Source organism: Halomonas sp. I5-271120, from assembly GCF_030553075.1.
Classification (GTDB): Bacteria; Pseudomonadota; Gammaproteobacteria; order Pseudomonadales; family Halomonadaceae; genus Onishia; species Onishia taeanensis_A.
This window is the reverse complement of sequence record NZ_CP130701.1, coordinates 1,585,943-1,601,355: the sequence shown is the minus strand read 5'-3', so window position 1 is coordinate 1,601,355 and position 15,413 is coordinate 1,585,943. Positions and strand designations below refer to the sequence as shown.

15 protein-coding genes and 1 pseudogene are annotated in these 15,413 nt (G+C 64.7%); 10 read left to right on the top strand and 6 right to left on the bottom strand.

All coding sequences use genetic code 11. The features are described 5' to 3' along the window. The 3 genes from Q2K57_RS07125 to ruvX are packed head-to-tail and all read left to right on the top strand — an operon-like array spanning window position 1 to window position 1,978. On the top strand, window positions 1-951 hold the full coding sequence (locus tag Q2K57_RS07125) for an energy transducer TonB (RefSeq protein WP_112055703.1): 951 nt from the start codon (window positions 1-3) through the stop codon (window positions 949-951). A gap of 14 nt (window positions 952-965) precedes the next feature. Further along, window positions 966-1,523, top strand: coding sequence for a YqgE/AlgH family protein (locus Q2K57_RS07120; protein WP_304526450.1), 558 nt, complete (start codon window positions 966-968; stop codon window positions 1,521-1,523). Beyond that, a complete protein-coding gene (gene ruvX / locus Q2K57_RS07115) occupies window positions 1,523-1,978 on the top strand; it encodes a Holliday junction resolvase RuvX (RefSeq protein ID WP_304526449.1) in 456 nt (151 codons plus the stop codon). The genes Q2K57_RS07120 and ruvX overlap by 1 nt, the downstream gene beginning before the upstream one ends. A gap of 95 nt (window positions 1,979-2,073) precedes the next feature. Here ruvX and Q2K57_RS07110 read toward each other — a convergent pair whose 3' ends face one another. From Q2K57_RS07110 to uraD, 3 genes are all read right to left on the bottom strand, one after another. Then, window positions 2,074-3,105: an aspartate carbamoyltransferase gene (locus tag Q2K57_RS07110; protein WP_304526448.1), complete on the bottom strand. Its 1,032-nt coding sequence runs from the start codon at window positions 3,103-3,105 to the stop codon at window positions 2,074-2,076. A 141-nt stretch (window positions 3,106-3,246) separates the two neighbouring features. Beyond that, window positions 3,247-4,077 (bottom strand): IclR family transcriptional regulator, encoded by an 831-nt coding sequence (locus tag Q2K57_RS07105; protein ID WP_304526447.1) that lies wholly within the window; start codon window positions 4,075-4,077, stop codon window positions 3,247-3,249. Between the two features lie 123 nt (window positions 4,078-4,200). Beyond that, complete coding sequence (gene uraD / locus Q2K57_RS07100) at window positions 4,201-4,749, bottom strand: 2-oxo-4-hydroxy-4-carboxy-5-ureidoimidazoline decarboxylase (protein WP_304526446.1); 549 nt, start codon at window positions 4,747-4,749, stop codon at window positions 4,201-4,203. 96 nt (window positions 4,750-4,845) lie between these two features. Between uraD and uraH the strand changes: the two genes are divergently transcribed. The 3 genes from uraH (at window position 4,846) to Q2K57_RS07085 (ending at window position 7,243) form a co-directional block, all read left to right on the top strand. Further along, complete coding sequence (uraH, locus tag Q2K57_RS07095; RefSeq protein WP_112055709.1) at window positions 4,846-5,196, top strand: hydroxyisourate hydrolase; 351 nt, start codon at window positions 4,846-4,848, stop codon at window positions 5,194-5,196. A gap of 21 nt (window positions 5,197-5,217) precedes the next feature. Beyond that, a complete protein-coding gene (locus Q2K57_RS07090; RefSeq protein ID WP_112055710.1) occupies window positions 5,218-6,420 on the top strand; it encodes a urate hydroxylase PuuD in 1,203 nt (400 codons plus the stop codon). 73 nt (window positions 6,421-6,493) lie between these two features. Then, window positions 6,494-7,243: a GntR family transcriptional regulator gene (locus Q2K57_RS07085; RefSeq protein ID WP_112055711.1), complete on the top strand. Its 750-nt coding sequence runs from the start codon at window positions 6,494-6,496 to the stop codon at window positions 7,241-7,243. Between the two features lie 84 nt (window positions 7,244-7,327). Here the strand turns inward: Q2K57_RS07085 and Q2K57_RS07080 are convergent, their stop codons facing one another. The 3 genes and pseudogenes from Q2K57_RS07080 to Q2K57_RS07070 form a co-directional block, all read right to left on the bottom strand. Next, on the bottom strand, window positions 7,328-8,779 hold the full coding sequence (locus Q2K57_RS07080; protein ID WP_112055712.1) for an NCS1 family nucleobase:cation symporter-1: 1,452 nt from the start codon (window positions 8,777-8,779) through the stop codon (window positions 7,328-7,330). Window positions 8,780-8,886: 107 nt separating this feature from the next. Further along, a pseudogene (locus Q2K57_RS07075) lies at window positions 8,887-10,211 on the bottom strand (NCS1 family transporter). Between the two features lie 232 nt (window positions 10,212-10,443). Next, window positions 10,444-11,187: an aspartate/glutamate racemase family protein gene (locus tag Q2K57_RS07070; RefSeq protein WP_112055713.1), complete on the bottom strand. Its 744-nt coding sequence runs from the start codon at window positions 11,185-11,187 to the stop codon at window positions 10,444-10,446. A gap of 498 nt (window positions 11,188-11,685) precedes the next feature. Here Q2K57_RS07070 and puuE point away from each other — a divergent pair, with 498 nt between their 5' ends. From puuE to Q2K57_RS07050, 4 genes are all read left to right on the top strand, one after another. Further along, window positions 11,686-12,615, top strand: coding sequence for an allantoinase PuuE (puuE, locus tag Q2K57_RS07065; RefSeq protein ID WP_112055714.1), 930 nt, complete (start codon window positions 11,686-11,688; stop codon window positions 12,613-12,615). 76 nt (window positions 12,616-12,691) lie between these two features. Further along, window positions 12,692-13,543, top strand: coding sequence for a bifunctional allantoicase/(S)-ureidoglycine aminohydrolase (locus Q2K57_RS07060; RefSeq protein WP_112055715.1), 852 nt, complete (start codon window positions 12,692-12,694; stop codon window positions 13,541-13,543). 20 nt (window positions 13,544-13,563) lie between these two features. Further along, complete coding sequence (locus Q2K57_RS07055) at window positions 13,564-14,052, top strand: ureidoglycolate lyase (RefSeq protein WP_112055716.1); 489 nt, start codon at window positions 13,564-13,566, stop codon at window positions 14,050-14,052. Between the two features lie 137 nt (window positions 14,053-14,189). Beyond that, window positions 14,190-15,404: an amino acid deaminase gene (locus Q2K57_RS07050; RefSeq protein ID WP_112055717.1), complete on the top strand. Its 1,215-nt coding sequence runs from the start codon at window positions 14,190-14,192 to the stop codon at window positions 15,402-15,404. The last annotated feature ends 9 nt before the right edge of the window (window positions 15,405-15,413 follow it).

Below are 15,413 nucleotides of genomic sequence, written 5' to 3'. Positions count from 1 at the left end.
ATGGCTTGGCTCGGCGATGTCGTCAGTGTGCCCTTCGGCGTGGCGTCTGATGATAGCCACGCCCCGGTCACCCGGGGCTATCGCCATGTGTTCGCCTGGGCGGTAGCGATCGGCCTGCACCTGATCTTGCTCGCCCTGGTGGCGGGCGTTTCGCTGCCTACACCGCCCGCGCCAGCATCGTCGCACAGCCTTGATGTGGTGCTGGTCAGCCGCCCGGCAGCGACGCCCGAGCGGGCCAGTGCCATCGCCGAGGCGGCGCAGGAGGCCGCACGCCTCGACACCGCGGCTGAGACGGCGCCCGACCTTCTGCCTGAGGCGACGCCCGAGCCCGCCAACGCTTCCGCAACGCCCGAGCCGGCGTCCGCGAAACGCTTAGCCGAGCAGGTTGCCGCGCCTTCCCCCGAGCCCGTCGCCGAACCTGAACCGGCGCCTGACGCCGAGCCTGAGCCCTTGGTGGCCGCCGAACCGGTGAGTGAGCCGGTGAGTGAGCCGGTCGCTGAGCCCGTATCTGAGACTAAGGCGCCGTCTCTGTCCGGTCGCGAGCTGGCCGCCAGTGCCACCGCCTCGCTGCGAGAGCGCGACTTCGCCATGAGTGAGCAGCCCGCCGAGCTCGCCGACCAAGAACAGCAGGCCGCGAGGGAGGCCGCCGAGGCCCGCTACGTGGATGCCTGGACGCGGCGGGTGCAGGATTACGGCAACCGCTTCTACCCCGCGCCGCCTGACCTGGACGGTCAGTTGAAGGTGCGCGTGGTGATCGACCATCAGGGGCAGCTCCTGCAGGCAGAGGTGGTACAATCGTCGGGACATCCCGAACTCGACCAGGCGGCGCTGGATACCATTCGTGGTGCAGCACCTTACCGGCCCTTCGATCGTGGTATGGCCGGGCTCGACCGCCTGTCCATCAGCCGCATCTGGCGATTCGGCACCGGCAATGATTTCGGCGTGCGCTGACGCCCGGGAGGCCCATGCAAAGCTTGAAGCACCACTTTCTGCTGGCGATGCCCCATCTCGAAGATCCCAACTTCGCGGGCAGCCTGAGCTACCTGTGTGATCACGACGACAACGGCACCATGGGCGTGATCGTCAATCATCCCCTGGACATGAGCCTCGACTCCCTGTTCGAGCAGCTGGATCTGGATGCCAGCGAGAGCCTGCATCGCAACGCCCCGGTCTACTATGGTGGCCCGGTCCATCAGGATCGCGGCTTCATCCTCCACCGCGGCTCCGCTAAGCCCTGGGATTCCAGCATCCAAGTCGATAACGACATCGCCCTGACCACCTCGATGGACATGCTCAAGGCGCTGGCCGAGGGCCGCGGCCCCGACGACTTCCTGATCTGCCTGGGCTGCAGCGGCTGGGAGGCCGGCCAGCTCGAGGACGAGCTGAAGGACAACGCCTGGCTGACCGTCGAGGGCGACAGCCGCATTCTCTTCGACACCCCGTCGGAGCAGCGTCTGCACGCCGCCGCCGGCATCCTCGGCATCGACCTGAACCTGATGAGCCGCGAGGCAGGGCACTCCTGATGGCCAACCCCGGTGAACGGCTGATCCTGGCCTTCGACTTCGGCACCCGGCGCATCGGCGTGGCGGTAGGCAACGAGATGCTCAGGAGCGCCACGGCCCTGGAGCCGCTGCCGGCTCGGGACGGCATTCCCGACTGGGCGCAGGTCACGCGCCTGATCGAGGAGTGGCGCCCGGATTTGTTCGTGGTCGGCCTGCCGATCAACATGGACGACAGCGAGTCCGAGATGAGCACCCGCGCCCGCAAGTTCGGCAACCGTCTTTACGGGCGCTACGGCAAACCCTGCGAGATGGTCGACGAGCGCGGCTCCACCCGCGAGGCCAAGACCCTCGCCCGGGAAGCCGGCCATCGGGGCAACTACCGCGAAGACAGCGTCGATGGCCTCGCCGCCGCGCTGATTCTCGAAGGCTGGTTCGCCCACGACGAAGGCCTTCCTGGCGGGCGCACGACCGGCTGATACCGCAGCTTGTTTCTGACATGACTTGCCAAGACGACAACGGCCCGCTCACTGAGCGGGCCGTTGTCGTCTTGAGGTGTTGCGTCAGGCGGGTATCAGCCGCGCAGGTCGTCGACGCCGACGGTGTCGGGCACGAACCAGCGCACGTCGCGCAGATCCTTCTCGATCAGGTGGTCGACCTCAAGCAGGGTGGCGAAGATCGCCATGCGCACGGGAATGCCGTTGTCGGTCTGGCGGAAGATCGCCAGGCGCGGGTCGCCGTTGAGATCCACGTCCAGATCGTTGGCCTCGGGTCGGCTGTCGCGGGGCAGCGGGTGCATGACGATGGTGTCGCGGTTGCAGTAACGATCCATGAAGGCGCGATCGACGGTGAAGTCGCGAGACAGGCCGCCGAAGCTCTCGCTCATCTCGGCGGTGAAGCGCTCCTTCTGGATGCGGGTGGTGTAGACCACGTCCAGGTCGCTGAAGTCGCTCGCCAGGCTGTCGCGGGTCTCGACCCGGTGCCCGCGGTTGCTGACCAGGTCGATCAGGTGGCTTGGCATCTCGAGCCCCGGCGGGGCCACCAGAGTGATGCGCATCGGCTCGTACAGCGACAGCAGCTTGATCAGCGAGTGCACGGTGCGCCCGTACTTCAGATCGCCGGTCAGCAGGATGTGGGCGCCGGAAAGCGACTTGCCGAGTCGGGTGAATTCCTTGTCAATGGTGTAGAGGTCGAGCAGCGCCTGGCTGGGGTGCTCGCCGGGGCCATCGCCACCGTTGATCACCGGCACATTGGTGGCGCGGGCGAACTCTGCCACCGCGCCCTGCTCCGGGTGGCGCAGCACGATGGCGTCGCAGTAACCGCTCATCACCCGGCTGGTGTCGTAGAGCGATTCTCCCTTGGCCATCGACGAGAAGGTGAAGCCGGTGGTGTCGCACACGCTGCCGCCGAGCCGGCTGAAGGCGGCGTGGAAGCTGACGCGGGTGCGGGTACTGGCCTCGAAGAACAGGTTGCCGAGCACCGCTCCCTCCAGCACGCGGGTGACCTTGCGGCGTTGGGCGATCGGCTCCATCAGCGCGGAGACGCGCATCAGGTGATCGACATCGTCGCGTGACAGGGAATCGACGGAGAGCAGGTGGGAACTCATCGCGGGCCTCGGCTGACTGGATACGGTGGGCGCTAGTGTACTCCGCGTGGCGCCACGCTTCAGCCTCGGCGCATCGCGCTGTCGTCTAAGCCCTAGCGCCTAAGCCCTATCAACTGAGCTCCATCGCCTGAGCCTGTTTGCTCAGGTTTGACCGCCGGGCCGCCGACCGCCGAGCAGGGCGGTGATCTCGTCGGCCGCCTCACGCACCAGTTGGCCAAGCTCGTTGAGTCGCGCCTCGGGAATGCGGGCCATGGGCCCGGAAACCGAGATCGCCGCCAGCGGCCGGCCGTGTTCATCGTGAATGGCGGCGGCCACGCAGTGCAGGCCGATTGCATGCTCCTCGCGGTCGCAGGCAAAGCCCGCGCGACGAATCTCGGCCATGGCGGCCTCGAGGGCGGCGGGGGTATCCAGGCTATTGGGGGTAACACGCGGCAGGCCGTGGGCATCGCGGATGCGGCCCACCTCGGCCTCGGGCAGCCAGGCCAGCAGGGCCTTGCCGACGCCGGAGGCATGCATCGGCGCGCGTGAGCCAAGTCGCGTGATCATGCGCATCATCTGCGGCGACTCGGTCTGCGCCAGGAAGACCGCCTGGCCGTTGTCCTCGATGCCGAGGTTGGCGGACTCGCCGCTGGCGTCGGTCAGTCGGCGCAGGAAGGGCCGGGCGGTGGCGACCAGGTCGCGGGCCTCGAGGAAGGCGTTGCCGATGCGAAACGTCTTGACGTCGATGCGCCAGCGGCCGAGTTCCGCCTCCTGGGTGATGAAGCCCTGACCGTACAGGGCCTGCAGCAGCCGATGCGTGGTGGAGGGAGCGAGCTCCATGCGCGCGGCGATGTCTGAAAGCGCGAGCCCTTGGGGCTCAACGGCCAGCACCTCCAGAATGTTCAGTCCGCGCACCAGCGACTGGCTGTGGCCGCCGCCGCTCTTGCCCGTGCCGGCGGGGCGTCCCACCGTCTTGCGTTTGCCGTCTGTCACGCCGTGCTCCTCATGGCCTTCCTGGTCGGTTCACAGGATACCGCCTCGACGGTGGGCTGTCGTGAAAACGGAAAGGCCTTCCACCTTTTCACTAGATGAGGTCACGACAGGTTGTTACGGCTGCTACTCGTGCTCCGCGGCGCGGGATTCGAGCCGCAGTCGTGCGATGCGATGGATCTGGTCGATGGCCGTGCGGCGCTCCTCGTCCAGGGTGTTGTCGAGCCGGGCCTCGAAGGCCGCGAGGATGGCATGGCGATCCCGGCCCTTGACCGCGATCACGAAGGGAAAGGCGAAGCGCGCCTGGTAGGCCGCATTGAGGCGAGTAAAGCGCGCAAGCTCTGCGGGGGTGCACTGATCCAGCCCGGCGCCGGCCTGCTCCTTGAGCGAGTCGTCGGTGAGGGCGCCGGCCAGTGCCGCCTTGCCGGCGAGATCCGGGTGGGCGCGAATCACCGCGAGCTGACGGTCTTCATCCGCTGCATCGAGCACGGCGGCGAGGCGCCGGGCGAGGCCGTCGAGGTTATCCGCCCCCGGGCCGAGGCCCTGATCCCAGGCGGCCGCGGCGATCCAGGGCGAACACTCGTAGAGATCGCCGAAGCGGGCGATGAAGGCCTCCCGGTCGAGGCGGCTGGGGCGAAGGTGCGTTGGCAGGGGAGCGGAGAAATGATCAGCCATGGCGACTCCTTTGCGCGGCGGCGGAAGATATGCGATACAGTAACTGTATACAATAATCAGGGACGAAACACGTCCCGACCACCCACAGGAGGTCTCATGGGGTATCTGACCACCCATGTGCTCGACACCGCCCGCGGATGCCCGGGCCAGGGCATCCGCCTCGAGCTCTTTCGCCTCGACGGCGAGTCCCGCACCCGCCTCACCGAGGCCGTGACCAACGCTGATGGCCGCTGCGATGCGCCGCTACTGGAGCGCGATGCCTTCACCGAGGGTGAATACGAACTGCTCTTTCATGCCGGTGATTATCTTCACGCGCTGGGCGAGCCGGCGTCGGGCGTCTTCCTCGAACGGATTCCGCTGCGCTTTCGGGTCGCCGACGCCGATGAGCACTACCACGTGCCGCTGCTGCTCTCGCCCTACGGCTATACCACCTACCGCGGCAGCTAACGCCCACCTCGAGAGATACTTATGGACTATCTTCACGACTGGGCCAACCTGCTGCTGCGCTGGGGCCATTTGATCGTCGGCGTGGCCTGGATCGGCGCTTCCTTCTACTTCAACTGGCTCGAGAACCACCTCGAGCGCCAGAACGCTTCCCTGGGCGACGGCGTGGCTGGCGAGCTATGGGCGATCCACGGTGGCGGCTTTTACCACCTGCAGAAGTACGAGCTGGCACCGCCGCGCCTGCCCGAGCCTCTGCACTGGTTCAAGTGGGAGGCCTACACCACCTTTCTGACCGGCTTTGCACTGCTGTGGGTGGTCTACTACCTGAACGCGGGTACCATGCTGCTGCCACCGGGCTCGGCGCTGGCACCCTGGCAGGGCGTACTGGTGGGGCTGGCGGTGATCTTCGGTACCTGGTTCGTCTATGACGCCCTGTGCCGAAGCCCCCTGGGGCGCCGCCCGGCGTGGCTGGCGCTTACCGGCTTTGCGCTGCTGATAGCGCTGACCTGGGCCCTGATGCAGGTCTTCAGCGGCCGCGCGGCCTACATCCATGTTGGTGCGGCGATCGGCACCTGCATGGTGGCCAACGTCTTCCGGGTGATCATCCCCGGTCAGAAAGCGCTGGTGAGTGCGATGCAGACCGGCGCCGAGCGAGACCCGGCTCACGGCCGCCATGCCCTGCTGCGCTCGCGGCACAATAACTACCTGACCCTGCCGGTGCTGTTTCTGATGATCAGCAACCACTACCCCATGACCTACGCCTCCGAGTGGGGCTGGCTGGTGCTGGCGGGGCTGATGGCGTTCAGCGTGCTGGTGCGTCACTACTTCAATATCCGCCATCTGTTCGGACGCAAGGTGTGGGTGCTGCCCGCTGCCGGTCTGGCGCTGGTGACGCTAATGGCGGCGATGGCGCCCGAGCCGGCCCCATCGTCTCTCGCGACGACCGGGACCGCCGAGAGCGCGGCCCCCGAAATCGCCTTCAGCGAGGTGTCCGCGATCATCGAGGAGCGCTGCGCGGGCTGCCATGCCGTCGTGCCGACCTTCGGGGGTTTTGCCGCCGCGCCTGCCGGCGTGCAACTGGACACCGGCGAGCAGATTCGCCGTCATCTCAAGGATATTCAGCGCGTCGCGGTCACCACTCACTACATGCCGCTTGGCAACGTCACCGGCATGACCGACGACGAGCGGGCGACCCTTGGCGCCTTTATCGAGCACTCGGCTCCTTGATGGCCGGTTTGCCCCGGCAAATCGTATACAATGACCGCTCTAGCAAGGGCAGTCTGCAGCGAGGAGTGAGGTCATGAACCAGCGCCAACGATGGCCCGAGGGCAAGCAAGGATCGGCCCCGAAGGCAGCGAAGCGCCGGGGCAAAGACGGTGATGGGGCCAAGCGCCACGAGACGATCTATCAGTCGATCAGCGACGCCATCATCGAGCATCGCCTGAGGCCGGGCGCCCGGCTAAGGGAGGATGCCCTGGCCGATGTCTTCGACATCAGCCGTACCGGTATCCGCAAGATTCTGCAGCGTCTCGCGCTCGAGGAGTTGGTGACGCTGACGCCGCGCCGCGGGGCCAGCGTGACGCGCCCTTCCGCCGATGAGGCCAAGGACGTCTTCGATGCCCGCCAGATGATCGAGTGTGGCCTGATGCCGGAGATTACCCGACGCATCACCCCCGAGGATGTCCGGGCGCTGCGTGACATGGCGACCCGCGAGCGTGAGGCGTTGCGAGCTGGCGAGCAGAGCACGGCCATCAAGCTCTCGGCGGCTTTCCATGGTCACCTGGCGGGGCTTTCCGGTAACGCCACCCTGGCGGCCTTCGTCGAGCGTCTATGCTCACGTTCCTCGCTGATTCTTGCGGTCTATGGCAATTCGGGCCACCTGGGCTGCGAATCCCATGATCACGATGACCTGGTGAGCTATTTGGAAAAGGGGAACGGCGAACGCGCTCAGGCGTTCATGGGGCGCCACCTAAAGGCCATCGAGGCCTCGCTCTCCATCCATAGCGAAGAGGATGGGGCGCCGGATCTCTACACGATATTTTCGCGCTGAGAGGCGGCTTGCTTTGGGTGCCATCAACATAAAAAGGCCCCCGCCGATGGCAGGGGCCTTTTTATGCGAGGGGTGAGTCGCTGATCAGCTGCTCACCACGCCCCGGTCGCTCTGTTTCCTCATCAGCAGGTAGTAGAAGCCTCCGCCCAGGGCAGCGCCAATCAGCCAGGCGTAGCCGCCCAGCGCTTCCAGGGGCGGCACCCAGACCGAGGAAACGGAGAACAGCGCGGCCAGGCCGAACGCTACCAGGGCACGCCGATTCCAGCCCTTCACGTAATGATAGGCGCCGTCGGGATCGCTCGAGAACATGTCCTGAATATCCAGCCGCTGTCGCTTCACCAGGTAATAGTCGACCACGATGATGCCGTAGAAGGGCGCGATCACGGCGCCGAGCGCATTGACGAAGCCAGCGATGCCAATCTGGCTGATCACGGCGACCCACAGGGCACCGACGAAGAAGGCGATCACGGCCGTGATCAGCCCGCCGATGCGAAAGCTGATCCTGCGCGGGAAGAGGTTGGCCAGGTCATAGGCCGGCGGAATGAAATTGGCCACCAGGTTGATGCCGACGGTAGCGGCGAAGAAGGTGATGGCGGCGAGAAGGGTCAGCGGCAGCGAGTCGACCCGCTCGATAATCTCAGAGGGGTTGGTCAGGGGCTCGCCGAACAGCACAAGAGTGCCGGCGGTGATGATCAGAGCGATAAAGGAGAAGATTGCCACGTTGAGCGGCAGTCCCAGCAGGTTGCCAAGCTTCATGTCGCGCTCGCTTCTGACAAAGCGCGAAAAGTCGCCGAAGTTGATCACCACCGCGGCGAAGTAGGCGATCATGGTGCCGGTGATCGTCAAAAAGGCGCCTATAGCGCTGCCCTGATAGTCGCTGCTGGCGCTGAAGACAGTGCCGATGGCGGGCAGCAGGTCGCTGCCGGCCTGAAACCAGACCACCAGCATCAGCACTACCATGACGCCATAGACCAGTGGTCCCGCCCAGTTGAGGAAGTGCTTGATCTTGTCGATGCCCTGCCAGAACAGGGCGATCTGGAAGAGCCAGACGATCACGAACGACAGCCAGCCGATGGCCGACATGCCTAGCCACTGCCCGCCTGGATCGCCGAACAGCGCCGTCAGCAGCAGCATCAGCGCCGTCGACGCGAAGTAGGTCTGCACCCCGTACCAGAAGATGCCGATGATGGCTCGCAGCATGGCCGGCAGGTTGGCGCCGCGGACGCCCATGCTGGCGCGGACCATCACCGGAAAAGGGATGCCGTATTTGACGCTGGGTCTGCCGCTCAGGTTGACCAGCCACATCACCACGAAGCCGGAAAGAATGATCGCCGCCATCACTGCCCAGCCGTTGAGGCCATAGGAGATGAACAGCGAGGCGGCCAGGGTATAGCCGAACAGACTCTGGATGTCGTTCGCCCACACATTGAATATCTCGAACCAGCCCCAGCTGCGCTTGCTCTTTGGCAGAGGGGCAAGGTCATCGTTGAAGAGCGTCCGGTCGATACGCCGGATGTTCAGTTCTGGATCGGTCATGATGAAGGCCCGTTGGAATTGTTGTTCAGGAAAGGCGCTCCGTTGCGGAGAGCCCTCTTCAGGAGGGTGTTGTTACCCTCCATGTCGTTAACCTTGATGTCATGACCTTAGCTGCAGAAACGCTGGCAGGGGACCAGTACTTCATCAGCAGGAAGTAGGTCAGGCCGGCAGGCACCAGGCTCGCGTACCAGGAGACGGAGGCGATGTTCAGGGCAACCACGGCGCCTACGGCCGTGGCGATCAGGGCGGCATAGTTGGTGCCGCGATAGGGCCCCTGTTCGTCATACAGCTTGGCAAGATCCAGGGTGCGGCGCCGGATCAAATAGTAGTCCACCACCAGGATGGCGAAGATCGGCCCCAGAAAGGCGGAGTAGGTCTGTACAAAGACCTGCAGGCCGGCGGCGGAATCATCCTTGACCAGTTCCCACGGGAAGGTGGCAAAGGCCAGCAGACCGACAATCACCGTGGCGGTGCGGAATTTAAGCTTGAAGGTATCCATCAGCACATAGGTCGGCGGCACCACATTATTGAGCACGTTGGTAGTGACCTGGGCAAAGGCGATGAATAGCAGGGTGGTCATCAGCAGCGGCGTGTTGTCTACCGCATTGGCGAACACCTGGATGGGGTCGGCGACACCGGTCGCCTCGGACACCATATAGCCGATCAGCCCCATGAACAGGGTGCAGGGCAATATCGACATGGCGTAGATGGTGGTCAGCAGCCCCGCCCCGGTGCCTTCCTTGTGCTCGCGGGCATAGTCGCTGACGTTGAGCATCATGGTGCTGTAGATACCCAGGAAGAGCATGGTGGCGCCCCAGAAGGGCATGCCCCAGGAGCCTTCGGTGCTCAGCATGCTGGCAGACAGCTCGTCGCCATAGCGCTGGACGGTGCTGTAAAACATGTAGACCAGCGCGACTAGAATGAAGGCGCTGCCGATGTTTTCCAGCCACTTGATGCCCTGGAAGCCCAGCACCGACAGGGCGATCTGCAACGACTGAAAGGCGATGAAGAAGAAGACCAGGTTGTCGAAGCCGAACAGGGTCGCCGAGACCATATTCAGGGCGCCGGCCCCGATCCAGCTCTGGAAGCCGTACCAGACGATGGCGGGCACGGCGCGAACCAGGCCCGGCAGCCGGGTGCCGCTGAAGCCGAAGGCACTGCGCGCCTGAACCATGAAGGGAATGCCGTACTTGTAGCCGGCCGCGCCGTTCAGGGCCAGCGCGATGCCGATCACGAAGCAGCCGATGGCGATCGCAAGCGTAGCCTGGACCAGGTTCAGCGTGCCGACCACGCTGGAGCCCATGGTGAAGGTGCCAATCGACACGCAGCCGCCGAACCAGGCCAGCAGATAGGAGGTGCGGCCCATGATGCGCGTCTTCTGAGGCGCCAGGGATTCGTCGCCTATCGCTTTGGCGGATGTGGGGTGTGACATGTCGTGGGGTGCAGTGGCCGAAGTGGCCTGGGCCCGCAGGGGCTCATGACTCATGGTGTTGTCCTCGCAAGAAGGTGATCACTGTTGTTGTTGTTCCGGCCGCTGGGCCGGGGTAACTCTTGCGGCGTGCTACTCGGGTTATATTTTTTTATGTGTTGCTATCTCTGGTGCTGACGGTCTTGCACGGGCTCGTTGTTGTTCGGCCCTAATGGCTGATGTCACTCGCTTGGGGTCATGTGAGAGTCATGTGAGACAGGTGTTCGAAGCGCCCGGTGAAGGCTTTGGGACGCGGGAAGGCCAGATCGCCGAACTTGCTGGTGCCCAGCCCCAGCCCCACCAGGGCCTCGGTGAGCTTGACCGCAGCGGTCACGCCCTCGACTACCGGCAGGCCGACGGCTTCGCTGATCTCGCCGGTTAGATCGGCCATGCCCCCGCAGCCCAGCACGATGGCGCCGATGCCGTCTTCGTCACGGGCACGTCGACACTCGTCGATGATGCGCGACAGCGCGGCCTCGCCCTGTTCTTCCAGGTCCAGCACCGGAATCTCCGCGGCTCTCACCCGCCGGCAGTGGTGGCGGAAGCCATAGCTCTCCAGGAGATGCTCGGCGATGATGCCGGTGCGCCCCAGGGTGGTGACGATGGAGAAGCGGGTGCTGATCAGCGAGGCCATGTGAAAGGCCGCCTCGGCGATGCCGATGACCGGGGCCCGTGTCAGCTCACGAGCGGCCAGCAGCCCCGGGTCACCGAAGCAGGCGATGATGTAGGCATCGACCTGCTCGCGCTCGCCGGCCATCACCTCCTCGAGCACGCCGACGGCGCTGATGGCTTCATCGAAGTGGCTCTCGATGGAAACCGGGCCACTCTCTGGGGTCGTGGCCATGATGTGGGTGCCCGGCGAGGCGATACGCGAGGCCGCCTCGCCGATGGTGGCGGTCATGGTCGCCGTGGTATTGGGGTTGATGACGCGAATCCGCATCGTGAAACGACTCCTGATAGGTCTTGAGAGCGTGTCTTGAGAACGTGTCTTGAGAGCGTTCGGTTGAGAAAGAGGCTCGAGTGGATGCGGCTTGTCTGGCGTTGGACCGGTGTTTCACCAGCAAGCAATATATTTTGTATACAAAAACCTAGGCGAAATTTTTCCGGGATGCAAGCAGGAGGGCCTAGCCAACGGCTGTCGCAGGTGCCCTGTCGGCGTCGAGAAGTTAAGACTTTTTTCTGCTATGGCAGTGTGTTGGCCTCTATATCGAGGTGGTGGTTGGATTGGTTTTTTCGAGTACAGAGCGTGATGCGGTAAGCGAGAGCGGGCCAGCCTGTTCTCCGCATCGCATTTTGGGGCAGGCTTGCAGAATGAATGGATACAATTCATTTTGTTATTGTATCCATGGGTCTTCGTGTCGCTGCTGCGCCTCTGGCCGCTAGCTGACACCAGCGCACTGACAACGGACACTGGCATTAGAACAACAGGAACTCTGCGATGAATTCACCCGCGCATGACGGCTATCCCCGCGATCTGATCGGCTACGGCCGCACGCCGCCCCAGGCCAACTGGCCCGGGCGGGCCCGAATCGCCGTGCAGTTCGTGCTCAATTACGAAGAGGGTGCCGAGAGCTGTGTGCTGCACGGCGACAGCCACTCCGAACAGTTTCTCTCCGAAATCGCCGGCGCCGAGGCCTACCCTGATCGCCATCTGAGCATGGAGTCGATCTACGAATACGGCTCTCGGGCCGGCGTGTGGCGGGTGCTTCGCGAGTTCGAGCGCCGCGGCCTGCCGCTGACCGTGTTCGGCGTCGCCATGGCGCTGCAGCGCCACCCTGACGTGGCGCAGGCGTTCAAGGAGCTTGGCCATGAGGTGGCCTGTCATGGCTATCGCTGGATTCACTATCAGAACGTGCCCGAAGCGGTCGAGCGCGATCACCTAGAGCGCGCGCTTTCGATCTTCGAGTCGCTCTACGGTGAGCTGCCCCTGGGCTGGTACACCGGCCGCGACAGCCCCAATACGCGGCGCCTGCTGCTCGATCAGGGCGGTTTTCTCTATGACAGCGACTACTACGGCGATGACCTGCCGTTCTGGACCGACGCCCAGGACAGCCAGGGGCATGCGCATCGCCACCTGATCGTGCCCTACACGCTGGACACCAACGATATGCGCTTCGCCTCGCCGACCGGTTTCGACCACGGTGAGCCGTTCTTCCAGTACTTGCGCGACGCCTTCGACGTGCTCTACGCCGAAGGTGCGGAGACGCCGAAGATGCTCTCGATTGGCCTGCATTGCCGGCTGATCGGCCGTCCCGGGCGGTTTCGCGCGCTGCAGCGTTTCCTCGATCATCTCGAGGCCCATGACCGGGTGTGGATAACCCGGCGTGTGGATATCGCACGTCACTGGCAGGCCGAGCATCCGGCCTGAGCGACGCGGCGAAACATTGCACCACATCACATCAGCGGTCGTCGGGATCGACGACTGCCGCCATCAAGGTATACCCATGACCCAACGCAACTACTACGCCCCCAAGGGCGGACTGCCCCCGCAAACCCAACTGTTGTCGGATCGGGCGGTGTTTACCGAGGCCTATGCGATCATTCCCAAGGGTGTGTTGCGCGATATCGTCGCCAGCTATCTGCCCTTCTGGGAAAAGACCCGACTTTGGGTGCTGTCGCGGCCGATGACCGGTTTCTCGGAAACCTTTTCCCAGTACATCATGGAAATCGCCCCGGGCGGCGGCAGCGACCGGCCCGAGCTCGACTCCGGCGCCGAGGGCGTGCTGTTCGTGGTGGAAGGCGAGCTGACGCTGACGCTTGCCGGCGAGACCCATCGCCTGATGCCGGGGGGCTATGCCTTCATTCCGCCGGCGAGCGACTGGCAGGTGCGCAATGACGCCACGAGCGAGGTGCGCTTTCACTGGATTCGCAAGGCTTATGAAGCCGTTGAAGGCATCGAACCGCCGGCCGCCTTCGTCACCAACGAACAGGACATCGAGCCGACCCCGATGCCGGATACCGACGGCAACTGGGCGACTACGCGCTTCGTCGATCCGAGCGACATGCGCCATGACATGCACGTCAATATCGTCACCTTCCAGCCCGGCGGCGTGATTCCCTTCGACGAGACCCATGTGATGGAGCACGGCCTCTACGTGCTCGAGGGCAAGGCCGTTTACCATCTCAACCAGAACTGGGTCGAGGTCGAGGCCGGTGACTACATGTGGCTGCGCGCTTTCTGCCCACAGGCGTGCTATGCGGGCGGCCCCGGCCCCTTCCGCTATCTGCTCTACAAGGACGTCAATCGCCATATGGCGCTGAACGCCTCCGCGGCCTATCGTGGCCTGACACGTTAATGCCGGCTGAGGAGATTGCCATGCTCGAGCTGATCGCCCGTCCTCTGACCCATGAGGCCTTCGCGACCTTCGGCGACGTCATCGATAGCCGCGGGTCGGCGTCTTTTCCCATCAACGCCGGGCGTACCCAGCGCCATCATGATCTGGCAAGTGTCGAGCTCCTGGGGGAGGGAGCCCGACCGCTGATCAGCCTGTTCGTCAGCCAGCCGGTCAGCCTGCCGCTGGAAATCGCTCATCTGGAGCGCCATCCGCTGGGCAGCCAGGCCTTCATGCCGCTGCACGAGGAGCGCTTCCTGATCGTGGTGGCGCCCCCCGGTGACGTCATCGACTCCGGTCAGGTGTGCGCCTTTGTCACCGATGGTCGCCAGGGCGTGAACTACCACGCCGGCACCTGGCATGCGGTGCAGTCGGTGCTCGAGCACGAGGGGGAGTTTCTGGTCGTCGACCGGGGCGGCCCCGGCAATAACTGCGACGAGCAGGATCTGCAGGTGCGGGTGAGTCTGTCCTGAAGGTGAAGGTTATGATGGGCTTGGGCTGAGGGCTGCCGTCTGGCCCTTCTCTGGCCGTCATCGGCGCTCCTGGGGCATGATGGCGTTTCCTCAAATGCCTTTTTTACTGGCCCTGTTCATAAGCCCGAGGAGTCTCCATGCGCACCGACAAGGGCACCATCGAGACCGGCCCGAGCCTGCTGGGCGGCGTCAGCCTGCCTGCCGCAGCGGTCTTCGAGCCGGCGCTTGCCCATAACCTTGCCTGGATGCAGGCCTTCGCCGATGCCCATGGAGCGCGGCTCGCTCCCCACGGCAAGACCACCATGACCCCGGCGCTCTTCAAGCGTCAGCTCGAGGCTGGCGCCTGGGGCATCACGCTTGCCACCGCCCCCCAGTGTCGTGCCGCCTTCGCTGCGGGCGTCACGCGGCTTGTGATGGCCAATCAGTTGATTGGCGAACCCAACATGGCGATCATCGCTGATCTGATCGAGCAAGGCGCCGAGGTCTACTGCGTGGTCGACAGCGCCGCCAATGTCGCGCACCTGGGGCGCTACTTCGCGGCGCGTGGCCTGCGTCTCAATGTGCTGATCGAGCTGGGCGTGGCGGGCGGGCGCTGTGGCTGTCGTGACCGGGAGCAGGTGCTGACGCTGGCCGCGCGAATCCACGATGAGTCGGCGCTGGTGCTGGCCGGGCTCGAGGGCTATGAAGGGGTGGTGAAGGCTGACGACGGCGAGCCGGCGGCGGCGATCCGTGCCTACGCCTGGCACATGGTCGAGGCCGCCCGGGCGCTTGAGCATGCTGACCTGATCAAGGCCGAGACGGCGCTGATCACCGCCTCAGGCTCGGCCTGGTACGACCTGATCGCCGAGGTCTTTCACGAGGCCTCACTCGGTGCGCGCTTCGTGCCGGTGCTGCGCCCCGGCTGCTATGTGGTGCATGACCACGGCATCTACCGCGAGGCGCAGCGCGGCATGCTCAAGCGCCAGCCGACGATCAAGCAGGGCCTTTGGCCGGCGCTTGAGGTCTTCGCTCAGGTGCAGTCGCTGCCGGAGCCGGGGCTCGCCGTGGTAGCCATGGGCAAGCGCGATATCGGCGCCGACCAGCTGCCGGAGCCCCTGCGTCGCTATCGGGAGGGTGGCCGTGCCGAGCAGACGCTGTCGGTGGCCGGCTGGGAGGTCGTCAAGCTGATGGATCAGCATGCCTTCGTGCGGCTGCCCGCCGCAGCCGTTGGGAATGGCGGGGACGAGGTGCGTATCGGCGACATTATCGCCTTCGGTGCCTCCCACCCCTGCCTGACCTTCGACAAGTGGCGCCGCGTTTGCCGGGTCGACGCGGCGCTTACCGTTATCGAAGAGATGCCGACCTGTTTCTAGGTCGGCGTG